Here is a 16,831-nt window from a genome sequence, read left to right as displayed (position 1 = left end):
ATCTAATAGATTCTTAATATTCCCGCTCGGTCGCAAGTATTTTGCGACTGAAATTTAGCTTTATAGAGAAGTATCTAGCAATTGCATTGCGGTCATCTTGATGTTAACTTGTATTTATGGCTAACAGATATAAGATTAGAAACAATGAAGTATTGTCCTTTGTTAAAGTAACCGTTATTTTAAGTGTAAGTGCAACGGCACTTAAAATAGAAGATGAAGTTCTAGTGTCTCCTGACACGGGCTTTCTAGTGCTATCTTTAAATCAAAGTGCCAATAAACGAGATACTAAGCACTATTTTTACTCAAGTGTAATAGATTATGCTAATCTGTAGGAGGATCGGATATAGAGATGATTTGATAAGCAGGCCGTGTCGGGAGACACTAGGGTCTCATTTTTAAGTTTGAAGTCACCCTTCGGAAGACTTCAAACAACGAGTACTGCCGAATTGTACATTTGAGCATCGATATTTCGGTTTTCATTCAATCCCGACAAATAAAGTTCCTTTAGGTCTTGTACAATGTTATCATAATAGTTTTCTGTCATGCCCATAAATATGAATCTGAAGGAATCAAAGGAGTAGCTATATTGATCATCTGGATACACACCACCCAAGTTCACATGCCGGTCATTCTGTGTTTCAAAAAAGTCAACCAAAGGTTTAATGTGCTTGTCAAAAACCTTAGTAAGTTCTTCTTTATTTTGAATGTTGAACTTTAAAGAATAGAGATCATTGAATAAAGCTCTCCTTACCTTCGTTAACTCACCTATCATTCGTCCATCTTTTCTTTCAACCTCAGATGACCTCACTTGGAAAGTGATCTTCCACTCGTTAAAGTAATCTTGTTTGATTTTTTCTCTATTGGCGTCTTCAGAAACTTTAACCCTAAGAAGTCCAAAATAAGCTGCACATGTTGCAATCGTTCCTGTAAAAAGGGCTTTATAGGTAGCGTATGAACTCAAATAGTTATTAATTCCACTTGGCGTAAAAGAAAACTCTAACTCCAAAAGTTGCCAGTGAATTGCTACTAATGCAACTAACGACATAATTAAGAGAATTGAAATGATGACGATCAGAATTAAGTTTAGGAATTTCATCTTATTGTTGCTAACGGTTAGTGTAAGAGCAGTAGCGGATTAAAGTCTACTTACTTTTCGGTTAACAATATACTTAATTAAAGACAAAAACGGTTCGAGTTTACACCCAAACCGATATTGCTTTTACACATTGTTGTAACACGTTTTTAGTTACTGTAAATGATAATCTTGTTTTATTGGAATAAAGTAAAATGAGTATAAAAAGCTTCTTCTTTTTTAGACTTTAACATATTCATTTTTTCAAATTTATCTGCCGTTTTTTTATCTTTCCATTCTATAATTAAAATTTGATTTGGAGCTTCATTTCCTTTTAAATCTTCATATCCAGCAACAGGTTGGTTTAATATAACTTTACCTCCATTTTCGGTAATTGAATTTGTTTTAACCATATCTTTAGTCCAAAGAGTTTTTACTTCATATAGGTTGCTTTCATCAATCATAAACGTTTTATCTTCTTGTAATGCAATCATATGTGCTTTAAATTCATTCCATATAGGTATTCTTAGCTCCTTTAATTGTTCTGGAGTGAAATCAGACATGAAAGCTTGAACAGAGGTCATGTTTGGCCATTTAAACAGTCCTATAAAATTATTTGGAGTAAAATTGTTGGCTTTAACAATATTGTCAATATGAAGTTGACCAAGAGGTGTGAAACCATTCTTCATTGCTGAGGGCATTATAGTACCAAAATATTCTTGTAATAAGGCTTCTTTTCCTTCCTTTTGGTCGGCTATTGCAACAAGGAATAACTCACCTTTTTTTAATTCCAAGGTATGTGTGTTACTCATTTTTGAAGTTTCCATTTTGTTTCCTTTTGATGCTGTTGTGCTCATTTTTTCAGAATTACAAGCAGCTAAACTTAATAGCGATAATGCTATAATTGATAAATTAATTTTCATGTTTCTTATTATTTTTTTGAAATTGTTACGACAGGGTCATTTTTTGATGGAGCACCCGACCAACTCCAGTTACCATTTGCAGAACCATCTTCGTTGAATCTCAACCAAGTATTGACAGCTAGTAAAATTTTTCCATTTACCTTAGTAGTACATTTTCCTTTGTAAATACCGTCTTTATCTTGGTGTAATTCACTTACTACATTTCTATGCTCACTACCTTGTTCGTATGAATAGATAGCGGTTAGTTTTTTATCCTTTAATTCTACCTTATCAATAGAAACACTTCCAATGGTTTCTATATAATAATTGAACTGTTTGTAGTTTTTTTGATAGAGTTGAGCTCCATCCATTGTTATATTCATATTATTTGTTTTCGTATAGGACATTTTAAATGATAATAAAGCTGTGCCTATAAGCATTATTAGGATTGTTTTGGTGTTTATAATTTTCATTTTAGATAAACTAGACCGTTCTACTTATTTTAATTTAAATTTTTTTAGTTCTTTATAAATTCAAAAGACATATTATACCATATATCCATATAAGTTCTGTTCCTAGTGACTTTCATTCTTGAGAATGTTCCGTAAAACCCTGCGTGTAAATATTCAGCAATTTCTAACGCATTAAACTTGGTTGTGATTTCTTTTAAATTTTGTCCTTTACTAATAACTTGTGCTAATATGTTTAGCCAACTAATAAATTGTTCATTGGCTTTAGATGCCATTATATTGTTTATTCTACCAACCTCAATACTCATATTATTAACTATACAACCACTTAAATAATCATCAGTTTCATTTGTATCAATCATAAACTTATAAAATGATTGTAACGATTCGATAGGAGATAATTCTGAATTGTCAAAAAAAGCTTTCATCCATTCTGTATTTGTCTCACCATAGCGCTTAACTACCTTAACGGCAAAATCCTCTTTAGATTCAAAAAAATTATAAAAGGAACCTTTGGGTATACCAGCTTCTTTAAGAATTTGGTTTACTCCTACATTATGATATCCATTCTTACGAAGAACATCATAACCTATATCTAAAATTTCGTCTATGTTGTGTTTGTACCCCATTTTTTTGACAAATATAAATAAAATATCTCAACTAGACCAATTAGTCTAATTAATTCGAAATTAGTTTGATTATTTGTTTGGGTAATGTGTTACAACGTAGTTGTAATGTTAATGTGTATAATGGTGATTATACACATTATGTCAAATCTAATAGATTCTTGATATTCCCGCTCGGTCGCAAATGTTTTGCGACTGAAATTTAGCTTAATAGAGAAGTATCTAGCAATTGCATTGCGGTCATCTTGATGTTAACTTGTATTTATGTCTAAAAGATATAAGATTAGAAACAATGAAGTATTGTCCTTTGTTAAAGTAACCATTATGGACTTAACGATACTATATGAGTAAAAAAAATTGGATCAGTTTAAATATGGAGGTCGCATCACAGATGCTATAGTCAAAATAAAATCGCAATACAATTGCGATCGAGCGGGTCTTCCCCGAAACCTTTCTACAGATTGCAGGGGCTCGTCGGGTCTTCCCGAAACCTTCCCGCAGATTGCAGGGACTCGTCGGGTCTTCCCGAAACCTTCCCGCAGATTGCAGGGGTCTATTCAGTAAAGTGTGTCATGTTTTAATTATTATCTATTAATCTATCCTGAAAGATAATAGCTATTTGAGAGAAAGCAGATTTCCAATTAGCTATAGGCTTACACCATTTTTCAGTTATTCTTTTTGTAACTAGATAAAGCAATTTTAATAAGGCTCCATCATTAGTAAATACCCTTCTATTCTACTATTTTCAGATAACTTCCCTTTCAACCTACAAGGGTAGAAACCCTTTGTTTAACTTTCTAATTTGCTCTTTTAGTTCCTCGACTACTTTAGGGTTTTGCTTGGCTATGTTGATGGTTTCGTTTGGGTCAGCTTTGTGATCGAATAGCATTACTTCTTCTCTTTCTCCATTGTAGAACCATGCCATGCGGTACTGATCGCTTCGGATACTGATGATGTTTCTCCAGTAACTATGAACTGCTTCTTTGCCTTTTGACTTTGGGTTCTTTAGTAGAGACACCATGCTTTTACCATCTAGCCCTTGAGGCTTTTCTACTCCAGCTAATTCACAGATGGTCGGATATACATCGATGGACGCTACAAGGGCATCAGTAGGCACTCCAGCTTTTTTCATACCTGGTATCTTAATCATAAAAGTACTATTCAGCGCTCGTTCAAAAGCACTGTGCTTGCCCCAAATGGTTTGGTCTCCTAGGTGCCAGCCATGGTCTCCCCATACGATGACGATCGTGTTTTGATCTAGCCCGAGTTCCTTTAGCTTGTTCAAGATCTTTCCAACTTGTGCGTCTGTGTAGGTGACGGACGCGTAGTTGGCATGAATCACGTTCTTGGCATATTCATCAGAGATTCTTACTCCAAAACCTCCCTTTTCTGGGTGGGTGTACTGACCAAAGAACTCGTTGCTAGGATGAAGGAATACTCTATCAACATCTTGAGGGACTTCTGGATTAGGAGAGAGTTCAATATCACCATGATTATACATATCCCAATACTTCTTTGGCCCACCGAATGGCAAGTGGGGTTTGAAGAAGCCTACTGCCATGAAGAATGGCTGATCTTTACCGGCTAATTGGTCTAGTTCATTTACTGCCAGACTGGCCAAGTAGCCGTCTGAATATTCTTCATCTGTTACCTCTTTGAATTCATAGGCTGGTCGATATTCTTTATTACGATGGACTCCATTGGCATAAGAATGCAACAATGCTCCTTTCCAAGGGTTATTCGGATCAAATACGAACTTGTCCCAGCTATGAGGTAGTTCCAATTCTTTCCCTCTATGGCCACTGGCTTGATGACTAATCTTGCCCATACCTACGGTGTAGTATCCGTTTCGCTTAAGGTGGTGGATAAATGTCTCTGGATTATCTGTTTCTGGCTTTCCTTTGAGCTGCTTGGCTAAATGCCCGTGACTGATGTCTGACACTGCTGTTAGATTCTTACCGGTCAGCATACAGGCTCGTGATGGCCCACAGGTAGGAACTTGGACATAGTGGCGATTAAATAGCCTCGATTCTTTAGCCAGTGCATCTAGATTAGGTGTGATCATTTGTTCCTCTCCGTATGCGCCTAATTGTGTCCTAAGATCGTCGATACTGATGAAGAGAATGTTGTTTTTTTGTGCGAACGATTGATTTGTCAAAAAAACTGAAAGTACTATTAGCAGTATTGTATGTTTCATGCTTCGTTGTTTTATGCTTTTGAGTTAACCATGCTTTTTTGACTCATCCTTGGATGCTCCAACAATCTACTACTTGTAGCATACTCAATTACCAGATTAAATTGTCTCGCAGTGCTCGGATGACACTACGGTTAGTTTTTAGGAGTCCGACAGCCTTATGGAAGAAAATCTAAATCCAAAAGGCTATCACACTACTCTTAAATGCTAATACCTATTCTCTCCTCCTGTGGCTTTCTTGACAGCGGCTTCTCTGGCTTTTTTCATCTTACCTATGTTGGGCAAGTGAGCGTCTGGCCATAGGTTTTCTACATTTTCTTTATTCCACTCTTGATAGGATGCGAGCAGTTCTTTGACTATTTCTGGCTTTTCATCTACTATGTTTTTTTGCTCGTATGGATCTGTAGATAAGTCGAATAGGAATAATTCTTCTCGTACGGCTTCTCTGACCAACTTGTAATCACCTCCTCGCACGGCAAATCCAGCACCATCACTATACCTCCAAAAAAGTTCTTTGTGAGGTACTCCTTCTGTCTTGGTATCACTCAAATATGGCACTAAATCCACTCCTGATAGGAGGTCTTGCTTCTCTGATGTGATACCTGCTGCACTCATGACGGTGGTAAATATGTCATAGGCGATGATGGGTTGATCATATTTTTGTCCCCCTTTAAATCCCTGAGGCCATGACATCAAAAATGGCACTCTGATTCCTCCTTCGAATAACAATCCTTTTTGTCCTCGATAGGGCGACTGATCAGAGCCTTTTCCATGTCCGCCATTGTCACTGTAGAAGAATATGATGGTATTATCATACTCCCCTGTTTCTTTCAGCTTGTCTACTACCTTTCCGATACCTACGTCCATACCGGCTACCATGGCGGCATAGGCGGCTCTTTCTCCTTGCTCGATGTGATCTACCAAATCGAAATATTCGCTGGTCGCCTGAATCGGAGCGTGGGGTGCATTGTAGGCGAGGTACATGAAGAATGGTTCTTCAGACTGGCTGTATTGATCGATGTATTCTATGGCTGCATTGGAGAAGTCATCTGTGAGATACCCTAGGTTCTCTCTAGGCTCTGGTTGACCATCTCTCATGATCTCCTGCCAAGCTGAAAATCCAGGCCCTGTAGACTTGCCCCAGTAGTTTCTCGAGCCCCCTGCGAACCCAAACCAGTCGTCAAATCCTCGACTTGATGGCCAATATGCGGGTTCGTTTCCTAGATGCCACTTCCCTATCGCACAAGTTTGATATCCATTGTCTTGTAACACTTCGGATAGTAGCTGCTCTTCTAATGGTAACCCTGGCGTCTCTCCATCGAAGGTCTTCCCGAGGTTATTCTCACAGCCAAACCGCTGCTGATACCTTCCTGCTAACAATCCTGATCTACTTGGCCCACAGTAAGAGTGTGTGCAATATCCTGCTGAGAAAACCACTCCATCGTCGGCGATATTGTCTAGTGCGGGTGTTGGGATATCAGTACTTCCATTGAACCCTACATCAGCCCAGCCAAGGTCGTCAGCTAGGATAATGAGCACATTTGGGCGTTCTTTAGTCTGCTTTACTAGGGTAGGTTTTTCTGTCTTTTTTTCTCCAGCACATCCAAGGATTAGGAGTCCAACTATGATGAGTAGTAGGTTATTTTTCATTGTATCTTGTTTCTTGTATTTCTTACAGTCTTATGAGTACTTAATTGGTATCTATTTGTATGTTTAAATGAATGATCAAGCATTACTTAGCTCTTGGTACTGCTTGCTCGTAGAACGCGTCACGTTTCTTGTGGTAGTCTTTATACCCTAGCATCTTATTGTGAATGTTCTTTTCATTCCAAGTTTCCCATTGACCTCGAAGCTCTTCTGCTTGCTTTGGCTTCTTTTCCATTAGATCGTTTGATTCTGATATATCCTTGGGTAAATAAAATAGCTGTGGATTTTTATTCCCGCCAGTCTTAAGGTGCTTGGTACCATCAGAAGTCAAAACTGACCATGCACTTCCGTTTCCTCCCCTCCAGTAGATGGCATCATGAGGTGCCTTTTTGTTTTCCCCAGTCACATAGGGGACTAGGTTGACTCCTTCCATGGTATTGCCAGATAGCGCATCACCACCAGCTAACTCTACTGCTGTACGTCCGATATCTAGTGAATTGACTGGATAGTCATAAGTTCCTGGTTTGAACTTATCTGGCCAACAGGCGATAAAGGGCACATGCACACCGCCGTCATATAGACTGCCTTTGCCTCCTCTGAAGGGGAGGTTACTAGATGCGTTTCCTCCTTTTCCTTTTTTGGGTTGAGGTCCTCCATTGTCACTTAGGAAGAAAATCAATGTGTTATCATAGATTCCGTTGTCCTTGAGGGACTGTACTACTTCACCAATACCTCTATCCATCACATCAACCATAGCTGCATAGGTTCTACGTTTCCTGTCTTCGATAAAGGAATATCTTTCTATATCTTCTTTTGGTGCTTGTAGCGGTTGATGTGGCGCGTTGTAGGCTACATATAGGAAGAATGGCTCGTTCTTGTTGTCCGATACGAACTTGGCTGCATCTTGACTCAAGGCTGTAGTCAAATAGCCATCAAAGTCGGCTGGTCTTTTGTTTCTTACTAAACCTTGTAAATATGCTTCCCATACTTTTTTGGTCAGGTCTATTTTAAAATAATCATGTCCTCCGCCTAGGAATCCATAGAAGTAGTCAAAGCCTCTGTTGTTGGGGTGAAACTCTTGTGCTGCACCTAGGTGCCACTTGCCTATGGCGCCAGTTTTATAACCTGCTTCCTGAAGTCTTGCTGCAAATAACTTTTCATTGGGATCAATTCCCATGAGTGGGTTGGCTGGGTCATAGGCTGGATTGGTCTCAAATCCGAATCGGTATGGATATCTGCCTGACAGCAATGCTGCTCTACTGGGGCCACAGAATGGGTGATTGACATATCCTTGTTTGAAGACAATTCCTTCTGAAGCTAGCTTGTCCAAATGAGGTGTTTTGATATCCTTAGCTCCAGTAAAACCTGCATCTGCATACCCCATATCGTCTGCTAAGAAGACTATTATATTGGGGCGGTTATCCTTCGGATTAGCCAATGAAACCATGCTCATGACCAACAGCCCCATTACCATACAAGCTACATTTAATTTCGTTCGGTACATATATTTCTTGATTGTCTGTTTCTGTTATGTAATGAGTTACCAAGCTAAAAATTCAATGGAGCAATCGGGTAGAATAAATATTCAAGAAACCACCCTATACTAAAACACCCCCGTATTAGTTTATTATTTGTTGTTAGAGTTTCTCTGTTGTGCTCTCACTTTATCGATGAGCTCTAAGTAATCTTTATTTCGTCGTTCAAAATCATATTCATCGAAAACCTCTCCTTGATCAAACATTCTAGGGTCCCTCTGCTCTTTTAACTTGATAAATAAATCTTTCTTCATTTTATTCTGAAGCTGTATATACTTACCATCTCCAATTAGATTGTTGAGGCATTCTGGGTCTTCTCTAATATTGTAAAGTTCTTCTTGAATGCGCTTACCATAGCATAATTCAAACTCTTCTGTTCCTTCTCCCAAGCTAAGTGTATAGCTTTTAGTCGGGCTCCCGTCAGTATCCCTATAGCCTGTCTCGGGTTCACCGCAGGGCCATCTATCAGGCTCAAAATTGTGCATATAGACATAGTCTCCCTTATGTAGGCTTCTCACAGGGTAGCTCCACCCATTCTTTCTCACACAGTCGTTTCTTTCTCGCCCAGTAAGTACATAATCTCTCTTGGATGCCTTATTTTGAAATATATCTGTAAGACTATTTCCTTCTATTTTTGCCATTCCTGACTGTTTATCTGAAACCTGAGCTACTTCCAAAAGTGTAGGTGCAAAGTCGATAAAGCTACAGTACTCATTTACTTCTCGTCCAGAATTAGAAATTTGTCCTTCCCAACTCACAACAAACGGCACTCTGGTTGCAAATTCATGAGGATGCCCCTTATATCTTGGAAAAGGCATTGCATTATCTGAGGTCACTATAATCAAAGTATTCTCTAGTTCTCCCTCTTCTTTCAGGTGGTCAAGAATTTCCCCCAAATGAAAATCAAAGTACTCTACCTCGACTGCATAATCTAAAATATCATGTTTGACCATGTCGGACTCTCCCCAGAAAGATGGTGCAAAGTCTAAATCATCGAAGCTCTTTCCTAGTCTTACTCCTGATTTATACTCATATCCTCGATGTGGCTCCTTACAGCCGTACCAAAAGAAGAATGGTATTGAGTCTGGTTTCTCGGACAAAAACTTTTTAAAGTTTTCTGTATAATCATATTTATGGATTTTGGATGCTGGAACACTATCCACTTTAAGTTGATTGTAAACTTTTCCTGTTAGGTTTCTACCTTTTGGACGAATACCAGGGCTCCACCCCTTACCTGTAAATCCTGTAAAGTAGCCGTTGTCGCCTAATACTTCTACCACTGATTTGAACTTCACTGGCCATGTAGGCTGATGATTTGCCGCTGCTTCTAGCTGCCATGGATTTCTTCCTGTCAACAATACCGCTCTGGAAGGAGCACATTTGCTACTTGGAGTGTACATTCGATTAAACCTTAACCCTTGCTCAGCTACTCGATCCAAATTAGGTGTACTCAAAAAGTTATATCCATACGCACTTGCATGAGACATATCGTCTGCTATTGCAAAAAGAATATTAGGTCTCTTTTGACATTGAGATTCTAAAACCAAGAAAACCATCAATAACATAAAAGCTGCAGCAAACTTCTTCATACCTTTTTAAATTATATACGATGTCTATTTTCTTTGAATTTTTAACACATATGCGAAATCACATGGCTTTACTTTAGGCAACTTTACGGTCAGGTTGTAAGCATTCTGTTCCCAAGTGAGCTCTTCCTTGGAACCAATCATGGTTACATTTTTGATATCTCTTGGGTGCAATTTCCCCATGTAACCTAGCGATTTGATAGACACTTCTTCTCCAGGCCAGTCTAATAGAATTGCATATAGGAATCCATTTTTTTGCGTAAAGCGAATATCTTCTAATCCGTAAATTGGAATTTCTTCTCCTCGTTTCTTGCCTTGACCATGATGTCCAGGATTCTTGATATAAGCTGGACCTTCGCCATAGAAAAACCATGGAGAACTTCCATAAATAGCCTCTCCATTTAACATAAGCCAGTCTCCAATTTTGTAAAGTTCCTCTTTTATATTTTCAGCAAATGAGCCGTCTGCTTTAGGAGGAACATTGAGAAGAACTCTCCCATTTTTGGAGGCAATGTCTACGATCATGTCCACCAATATATCGGCCCCTTTGATGGTATTTTCAGGATTGTAAAACCATACCGTTGGCCATTTGATATGCTGCTGCATATTGATATCGGCCATCCATGGATCATACTGTAGACCGTCTAAGTTTCCATTTTCAATGTCTCTCATAGCAATACCTGGAGGTATGTCGAAACTTTTATAGGCAAATGAAACTTCTTTACCCCATATCTGAGCGGCATTGAAATAGCTCGATAAATAATCCATCTGGATATGCTCAGGTATACAGTCTACTATATACTCTTTCTCTGTTTGAGTTCTCTTACCTAGCTCTAGTAAATGCCTCTTTTCCATCTGTAAAGTACCTCCAAACCCTACGTCTACCCAAACCATATCAGGCTGATATAGTTCGAATCCTTCTTTCATCCTTTCTAGCCAACCTTGCATATAAGCCTCGGTATATCTCCCTTCTGCCCCATGTACCCTAGAAGTTCTACCGGTTTTAGAATAATCTCCATCAGGATCGAGATGCGTATTATCAGCCTTGCTCATCTTCCCCCATAGGGCAGTGCTATGAAAGGAAGCCATTAGCTTCATATCTGTCCTTCTGATTTCTTTAGCCAGCTCTCCGTAGATATCGATCTTCGGTCCTTTTTTTGCGCTATTCCAATCAGTAATTTGACTATCCCAGTTAAGACAACCATTGACATGCCACGCTACTGGTCCGGCAAACTGTGCCCCTGCTCTTTGGTACAGCTCAACCCATTCTTTTGCATTAAACTTTGCCCCACTCCACAGCTCTATGGCTCGTTTATCAGACATGTCTTTTTGATTCAAAGCAAGCTTTACTGATTGTGCTCCCCAATGACTGTATATTCCAAACTTGGCGTCCTTCATCCATTGAGGTGTCTTATGTCTTTGCAGTGAAGTCCAATTAGCTTCGTATGGTTCTATTTCCAACCGAGAGGTCTCCTCGACTTCTTGAGGCTCACAGCCCAACAATCCTAGAACAACTCCCAAAGTCAATATAATTTTGTGATACATTTAATTTATCCTTTTTAGTCTTATTAATATTAAAATGGCCATGCAAGTTTCTTGAACATCCACCAATAGGGACTTACAGCCATTGCAAAGAGCAATTTTGATTCCTAGTCAGTAAGTTTTATGTCCTTACTTCTATCTCCTTGGACTTCTATTAACCTCTCTACTTCTCCATTAGCATTCACTGAATTAAAGTGAAGTTTCGTACTGTTCTTGATTACAATTCCTGACTTTGCTTCTGATCTGATATCAAATTTGATATTTGAAAAGTCACTTTTTATCACATCATCCATCACTATAGCTTGTCTATCATCGTGATTTCTCAAGGTCATCCTAACATTCTTCATTTTTAATCCTTTGACATGACGCAGATACATTCCGTAGGATGGTAATACCCCAAAGAATAATTGCTCAGGGTAGCGGGCTTCATCTTCCAATACTTCCTTGTCTCTTACTCCTAGATCTCCAAAGCCTGTAAAAGAGAAATTTATATTCTCCAGTGTCACATCTTCTATGTAATGCCCTGGCAATCCTGTGAACATAACCCCTTCTGTAGGAGGGTCTATTCGACCTGTCAATCTGGCTTCAATATTTCTGAAGGTAACATTCTTGATTTGTCCCACTGGCCGACCTTCTGGTTTTGCATCAGCTTTATATACCTGTCTAATGGACTCTGAGTAGTCTCGACCTCTATTTCCTAACCTTAGAAAGATCGGGCCTGCACAGTTATATAATTTAATATTCGAGATTTCAACGTTTTCAATTATAGCTCCATCTACTGCAAGCAGTTTAATAGCACCATGTCTACTATCAAAGAACTGACAGTTCTCTACTTTGATATTTCTAAAACCGGTCTTTGAGGCTGTTCCAAACTTCAGTGAGGCCCAGTAGCTACTTACAGTACAGTTGGCCACATAAAAATTCTCCGTCATGCGATCTACACTGCTCTTCAAACAAATTGCATCATCCTCTACCTGAAGGTTGCAATCAGTTATCCTTACATTACTACAGCCGTCGAAGTTCATCCCATCGTTATTTCGGTTTTCTTTATTGTATAGCGCAGTATGATGAATATTGATAGAATCACATTCCCTGAAGTAAACACACCATGAACCTGAATTTTTAATGATCATATTATCAAATTCAATATTGGTACACTCTTCTATCCTAAACAGCTTAGGACGTTCCTTACTATGCTTAAAGAAATACCCACGACCATTTAATTCTGTTCTAGGATGACCGATGAACTTGATATTTTTTTCTCCTTTGGCATAAAACAAACACTTTGAAAAGCGAGGCTCTTCAGTTGCTATTGGAACTGCAGCATAGTCCTCCAGTGAAGTAGAACCGAATAGCTCCGACCGAGCTTCCATTTGGATGGTGACATTACTTTTTAGAAATAAAGTTCCTGTCGTAAATGTCCCTTTAGGTATAATAACTCTTCCGCCACCATTAGCGGAACATGCATCTATCGTTGCTTGAATAGCTTCAGTACTTGGAACTTCGTGTGACCGCTTAGCGCCATAGTCAAGAATATTGAAAGCCTTCTCTTCTGCTTTTGTTAAGAAAGTAATCAATACTACTAATAGAGTGATATATATATATTTCACTTTAATACTTATTTGCTTGAGTGACATATGCATTTGGCATATCTTTTCTCTTATCAATATTTCGTAAGGAATGTTTAGAATAAACTACTATTGTACTTGCTAAAAATACTCCCAGAAGTCCACTTCAGATCTTTTAGCATCAGGTACATCTCCTAACTCCTTGGCTCTAGATTTCATTTCCTTGCGCATTTCATCGACTTTCTCTTCATACTCTGGAAGAAAAGCGAGATTGATCGTTTCCCAAGGGTCGTCTTTTATATTAAACAACTGTGTGACTCTTGAGCCAGCTATATGTGCTTCTCTAGCATAATTCTTTGGAATAGGAGCTCTCACGTATTCTATGAGTTTAAAATCTCCTCTTCTATAGGCTCTTTGCACTTGTTGATAGGCATGATAGGTATAGCTCCTTACAGCTTTAGATTCACCATTTATTATTGGAACTAAGCTTTTACCAGTAACGCTTTTTGGGGTAGTCACTCCTGCAAGTTCACATAGTGTCGGCATGATATCGTAGTTATATACTAATGCATCTACTCTCCTACCTTTGTGACCTTTTTCAATCAAACCTCCTGATAAAATAAAGGGGATATGAATTCCGTCTTCATCGTAGACGCTTTGCTTACCAATCAACCCATGATTCCCAACTGCTAGCCCACTGTCTCCTGCCATGACTATGATCGTATTTTCGTACTGACCACTTTCTTTAAGTGCTTTGATCACACTACCTATCTGAGCATCTAAGTGTGTAATGATTGCATAGTAGTCAGAAAGGTGTTGTCTTGCTACTTGTTGAGTCCTTGGCCAGGGTGCTAGTTTCTCATCACGGAGATACATATGTCCATTGTCAAAAGGATGAACTTGCATATGCGAAGGAGGCAATGCAATTTCATTTTCTGGATACATGTCTTTGTACTTTTGAGGTGCCTGTCGAGGATCGTGTGGCGTAGGAAATGCCAAATACATAAAGAAGGGCTGCTTTTTGTTTTCATAATTTGAAATGAAAGTAGAGGCTTCACCTGCTAAAACTTCTGATACATGAGGGCCTGTTTTCTCTGTGGCAGTCGGTCCTCGTTTGTCACTCTTAATCAATGGTCTTTTTATCACTTCTCCATTCTCATTATACTCTAGCAAATAGCACTCTGATCTTTTGTACTTCCCATCTGCTTTCCAATCGCTATAAGGCATCCGATATTGATCTGTCAGATAGGCTGGCTTTCCCGAAACCTTGGCTCCATCATCAAATGACCTTGCTAATGATTCAAAATCGTTGTGCCATTTGCCAACATGATAGGAAAAATATCCAGCTTCCTTGAATGCCTCTCCCATAGTTTTATGCTCTGTAGGAATAGTTCTTCCTTGTCCCTCTCCTAACTGAAAAAGATTTCTTCCTGTCTGCAACATTGATCTACTAGGAATGCAGGTAGCTCCAGTGAATGCGCCTTGTAAATAAGCATTCGTAAAAGCGATACCTTCAGCAGCTAATTGATCTAAATTTGGAGTAAAGACGGCTTGACCTCCTAGGGCATGTACGCCTGTATATCTATGATCATCAGTGTAGATCATTATGACATTTGGCTTTACAGTTTTCTTAGCTTGAACTTGTGATGTTGTTACTACTACAATTAGCATTAGCATGCTTATTCTTATCATTCTCATATAGTATTCGTTGATTATTCCATCAAGCTTAACTTACCCTATTAGTTTCTAATCAGTTAAGTAACCCGCATTTGTAAATACCTGAATAGCAACAATCCATCTTCTAATAAGCTTGCATTTGATCAGTTCAAAAGTCAAAAAACAAAGGACAAACTCTGCTATATTCAACAACATAAGAACTATACACAAGTACAACCTCACCACATATAAACTATATTCACCATACTCTATCTGAGCCCAAACTGCGATTTGTACACATGTGCTGTAAAGTAAGACTACATATTCTCTTGATTTTTGCTACTCTCCTTGCGTGTAGCTTAAAAAGCTGGGCATCTACCTCGTACAGTTTTGATACTACAGTTTATCTCAAAAAACGATATGTAGATTATGGTTTTTTCCTATCAAGAAGGAATAATCTTGAAGGTCAGCAGTTCTTTATCAATGGTGCCGAATTCTTTTTGGATAAAGGAGATACAGCCTCCTACCTTAGGTGTAGAATAGAGCTATCCGATCTAAAGAGACGAGCTGGGGATTTTAATGGTGCATTCGATGTCCTTTCCGAAATCGAGCATGATGCCATTAGATCAACAGACTATATGGTTCAGATGAAGCTTCTCATCAAATATGGTGTAATGTATGGCGTTTTTGGTCAGGATAGTCTTTCGCTTTCTTACTTACAGAAGTGTCTTGATATAGCTAAATCAAAGGGCCGACCAAAAGATCTTTTACAACCTCACCTTTCGATCGCTCAGCAGTATATCAGCATGAATGAATATGACTTTGCTTTAAAGCATCTTGATTCTTGCTATTTACTATCTCCCAATACCAAACGCTTGCATTATGTTGATTGCTATTATGGTCATATTTATCTCTCTAAAGGTGACACTTACAAGGCTAAAATTTATTTAAGAGACTTGGTGAAGCATTTTGAAAAAAACAAACCTGCTTTTATAGTGTTGGTTTATGACTACATGGGGGATCTTAAAAATGCATTGAACGAAACGGATAGTGCAGTATACTTTTGGAATCAATCTATTGAGGCTATTGATACACTGAACGCTTACAAAGAGAGGAAGCCACGAGTCCTTGAAAAGCTAGCTTTTACCTACTCCCAACATGGACAGTATAAAACCGCTCTTGAATACATGAGTATGAGTAAGCGTATTTCAGATACACTATTCACCACTCAGAGTAAACAAAATAAGGAGCTATTCGAAATCAAAAGCAAATTCAAAAGGACTCTCTCAAGAAAAGATATACAGATAGCTGCTCAGCAAAACCTCATCGAAGAGCAAGACAAACAGAGCTTTAGACTACAATTGATCATCGGAATATTGATTTTAGTTTCTACAATCGTCTTCGTCTTCTATAGATTAAGAATCAAAATGCGTCAAATGATCTTGGAACAAGAAAAAAAGGATGAAGTACTAGAGATCAAGACCAAAGAGCTTACTGTCAACACGCTACAGCTTATTGAGAAAGAAAAGTCAATCAATGAATTATTAGAGTTGGTCAAAGAAAAGGCTCCAGAATTATATGTTTCAATCAGGAACAGAACCCGACAAAACGATCAAAAGATTTGGGAGGACTTTCATCGTAGATTTACTCAAACTAATACCACATTCTATGATAAGCTTCTAAAGACACACCCCTCTCTTACACAGAATGACCTTAAGCACTGCGCTCTAATAAAACTGAAATTTGACAGTAAAGAGATGTCTCATATTTTGGGTATTTCGGTTCATAGCGTCCATATGTCTAGATCTAGGATTCGAAAGAAGATGGGAATGGAGCGAGCGGAAAGTTTGAGTAATTATCTCGAAAAGATTTAACCCTAAACTATCTATATCATAGAGTTACGAAACAAGACAACCGCACTTAAATGATATTGGATGAGTAAAATATTGCTTAGTGAAAGGATGGAGTAGTTCAATTGCGGTTATTGTCACTCATCAAAAATTCGACAACTAGTCTTCACTGATAAGTGAAAA

13 protein-coding genes are annotated in these 16,831 nt (G+C 38.5%); 2 read left to right on the top strand and 11 right to left on the bottom strand.

The window, feature by feature from the left end:
• The first annotated feature begins 116 nt into the window (after positions 1–116).
• Positions 117–332: a hypothetical protein gene (locus tag DKG80_RS09635; RefSeq protein ID WP_109831118.1), complete on the top strand. Its 216-nt coding sequence runs from the start codon at positions 117–119 to the stop codon at positions 330–332.
• 92 nt (positions 333–424) lie between these two features.
• On the opposite strand, the gene DKG80_RS09630 is transcribed toward DKG80_RS09635, so the two are convergent.
• The 11 genes from DKG80_RS09630 to DKG80_RS09580 all read right to left on the bottom strand — a co-directional run bounded on the left by DKG80_RS09630 (position 425) and on the right by DKG80_RS09580 (position 14,840).
• Positions 425–1,045, bottom strand: coding sequence for a hypothetical protein (locus DKG80_RS09630; protein ID WP_109831117.1), 621 nt, complete (start codon positions 1,043–1,045; stop codon positions 425–427).
• Between the two features lie 224 nt (positions 1,046–1,269).
• A complete protein-coding gene (locus DKG80_RS09625; protein WP_109831116.1) occupies positions 1,270–1,995 on the bottom strand; it encodes a hypothetical protein in 726 nt (241 codons plus the stop codon).
• An 8-nt stretch (positions 1,996–2,003) separates the two neighbouring features.
• The gene (locus DKG80_RS09620) at positions 2,004–2,357 is read right to left on the bottom strand and encodes a hypothetical protein (protein ID WP_109831115.1); all 354 of its coding nucleotides are present in this window, start codon (positions 2,355–2,357) and stop codon (positions 2,004–2,006) included.
• Between the two features lie 134 nt (positions 2,358–2,491).
• A complete protein-coding gene (locus tag DKG80_RS09615; RefSeq protein ID WP_109831114.1) occupies positions 2,492–3,073 on the bottom strand; it encodes a TetR/AcrR family transcriptional regulator in 582 nt (193 codons plus the stop codon).
• A 763-nt stretch (positions 3,074–3,836) separates the two neighbouring features.
• The gene (locus DKG80_RS09610; RefSeq protein WP_109831113.1) at positions 3,837–5,267 is read right to left on the bottom strand and encodes a sulfatase; all 1,431 of its coding nucleotides are present in this window, start codon (positions 5,265–5,267) and stop codon (positions 3,837–3,839) included.
• A gap of 204 nt (positions 5,268–5,471) precedes the next feature.
• Entirely contained in the window at positions 5,472–6,914 is a 1,443-nt protein-coding gene (locus tag DKG80_RS09605; RefSeq protein ID WP_109831112.1) for a sulfatase family protein, read from the bottom strand.
• A gap of 82 nt (positions 6,915–6,996) precedes the next feature.
• A complete protein-coding gene (locus DKG80_RS09600) occupies positions 6,997–8,415 on the bottom strand; it encodes a sulfatase-like hydrolase/transferase (RefSeq protein WP_109831111.1) in 1,419 nt (472 codons plus the stop codon).
• Positions 8,416–8,538: 123 nt separating this feature from the next.
• Entirely contained in the window at positions 8,539–10,035 is a 1,497-nt protein-coding gene (locus DKG80_RS09595; protein WP_221409095.1) for a sulfatase family protein, read from the bottom strand.
• Between the two features lie 24 nt (positions 10,036–10,059).
• A complete protein-coding gene (locus tag DKG80_RS09590) occupies positions 10,060–11,577 on the bottom strand; it encodes an alpha-L-fucosidase (RefSeq protein ID WP_109831110.1) in 1,518 nt (505 codons plus the stop codon).
• Between the two features lie 104 nt (positions 11,578–11,681).
• Positions 11,682–13,184 carry a glycoside hydrolase family 28 protein gene (locus DKG80_RS09585; protein WP_162555788.1) on the bottom strand — a complete coding sequence of 501 codons (1,503 nt, stop codon included), beginning with the start codon at positions 13,182–13,184 and terminating at the stop codon, positions 11,682–11,684.
• Positions 13,185–13,283: 99 nt separating this feature from the next.
• A complete protein-coding gene (locus DKG80_RS09580) occupies positions 13,284–14,840 on the bottom strand; it encodes a sulfatase-like hydrolase/transferase (RefSeq protein WP_109831108.1) in 1,557 nt (518 codons plus the stop codon).
• 257 nt (positions 14,841–15,097) lie between these two features.
• Between DKG80_RS09580 and DKG80_RS09575 the strand changes: the two genes are divergently transcribed.
• Positions 15,098–16,672, top strand: a complete 1,575-nt coding sequence (locus DKG80_RS09575) for a tetratricopeptide repeat protein (protein ID WP_162555787.1) — start codon at positions 15,098–15,100, stop codon at positions 16,670–16,672.
• The last annotated feature ends 159 nt before the right edge of the window (positions 16,673–16,831 follow it).

The organism is Reichenbachiella versicolor (genome assembly GCF_003171675.1).
In the GTDB taxonomy this organism is placed as follows: Bacteria; Bacteroidota; Bacteroidia; order Cytophagales; family Cyclobacteriaceae; genus Reichenbachiella; species Reichenbachiella versicolor.
This window is presented reverse-complemented; position numbering and strand designations above follow the sequence as displayed.

Bases quoted from the DNA above. Each gene is read 5' to 3' on its own strand.
- DKG80_RS09605 (WP_109831112.1), bottom strand. From the start codon at position 6,914: ATGAAAAATAACCTACTACTCATCATAGTTGGACTCCTAATCCTTGGA.
- DKG80_RS09595 (WP_221409095.1), bottom strand. From the start codon at position 10,035: ATGAAGAAGTTTGCTGCAGCTTTTATGTTATTGATGGTTTTCTTGGTT.
- DKG80_RS09635 (WP_109831118.1), top strand. From the start codon at position 117: ATGGCTAACAGATATAAGATTAGAAACAATGAAGTATTGTCCTTTGTT.
- DKG80_RS09580 (WP_109831108.1), bottom strand. From the start codon at position 14,840: ATGAGAATGATAAGAATAAGCATGCTAATGCTAATTGTAGTAGTAACA.
- DKG80_RS09590 (WP_109831110.1), bottom strand. From the start codon at position 11,577: ATGTATCACAAAATTATATTGACTTTGGGAGTTGTTCTAGGATTGTTG.
- DKG80_RS09610 (WP_109831113.1), bottom strand. From the start codon at position 5,267: ATGAAACATACAATACTGCTAATAGTACTTTCAGTTTTTTTGACAAAT.
- DKG80_RS09625 (WP_109831116.1), bottom strand. From the start codon at position 1,995: ATGAAAATTAATTTATCAATTATAGCATTATCGCTATTAAGTTTAGCT.
- DKG80_RS09630 (WP_109831117.1), bottom strand. From the start codon at position 1,045: ATGTCGTTAGTTGCATTAGTAGCAATTCACTGGCAACTTTTGGAGTTA.
- DKG80_RS09575 (WP_162555787.1), top strand. From the start codon at position 15,098: ATGTGCTGTAAAGTAAGACTACATATTCTCTTGATTTTTGCTACTCTC.
- DKG80_RS09600 (WP_109831111.1), bottom strand. From the start codon at position 8,415: ATGTACCGAACGAAATTAAATGTAGCTTGTATGGTAATGGGGCTGTTG.
- DKG80_RS09615 (WP_109831114.1), bottom strand. From the start codon at position 3,073: ATGGGGTACAAACACAACATAGACGAAATTTTAGATATAGGTTATGAT.
- DKG80_RS09620 (WP_109831115.1), bottom strand. From the start codon at position 2,357: ATGAATATAACAATGGATGGAGCTCAACTCTATCAAAAAAACTACAAA.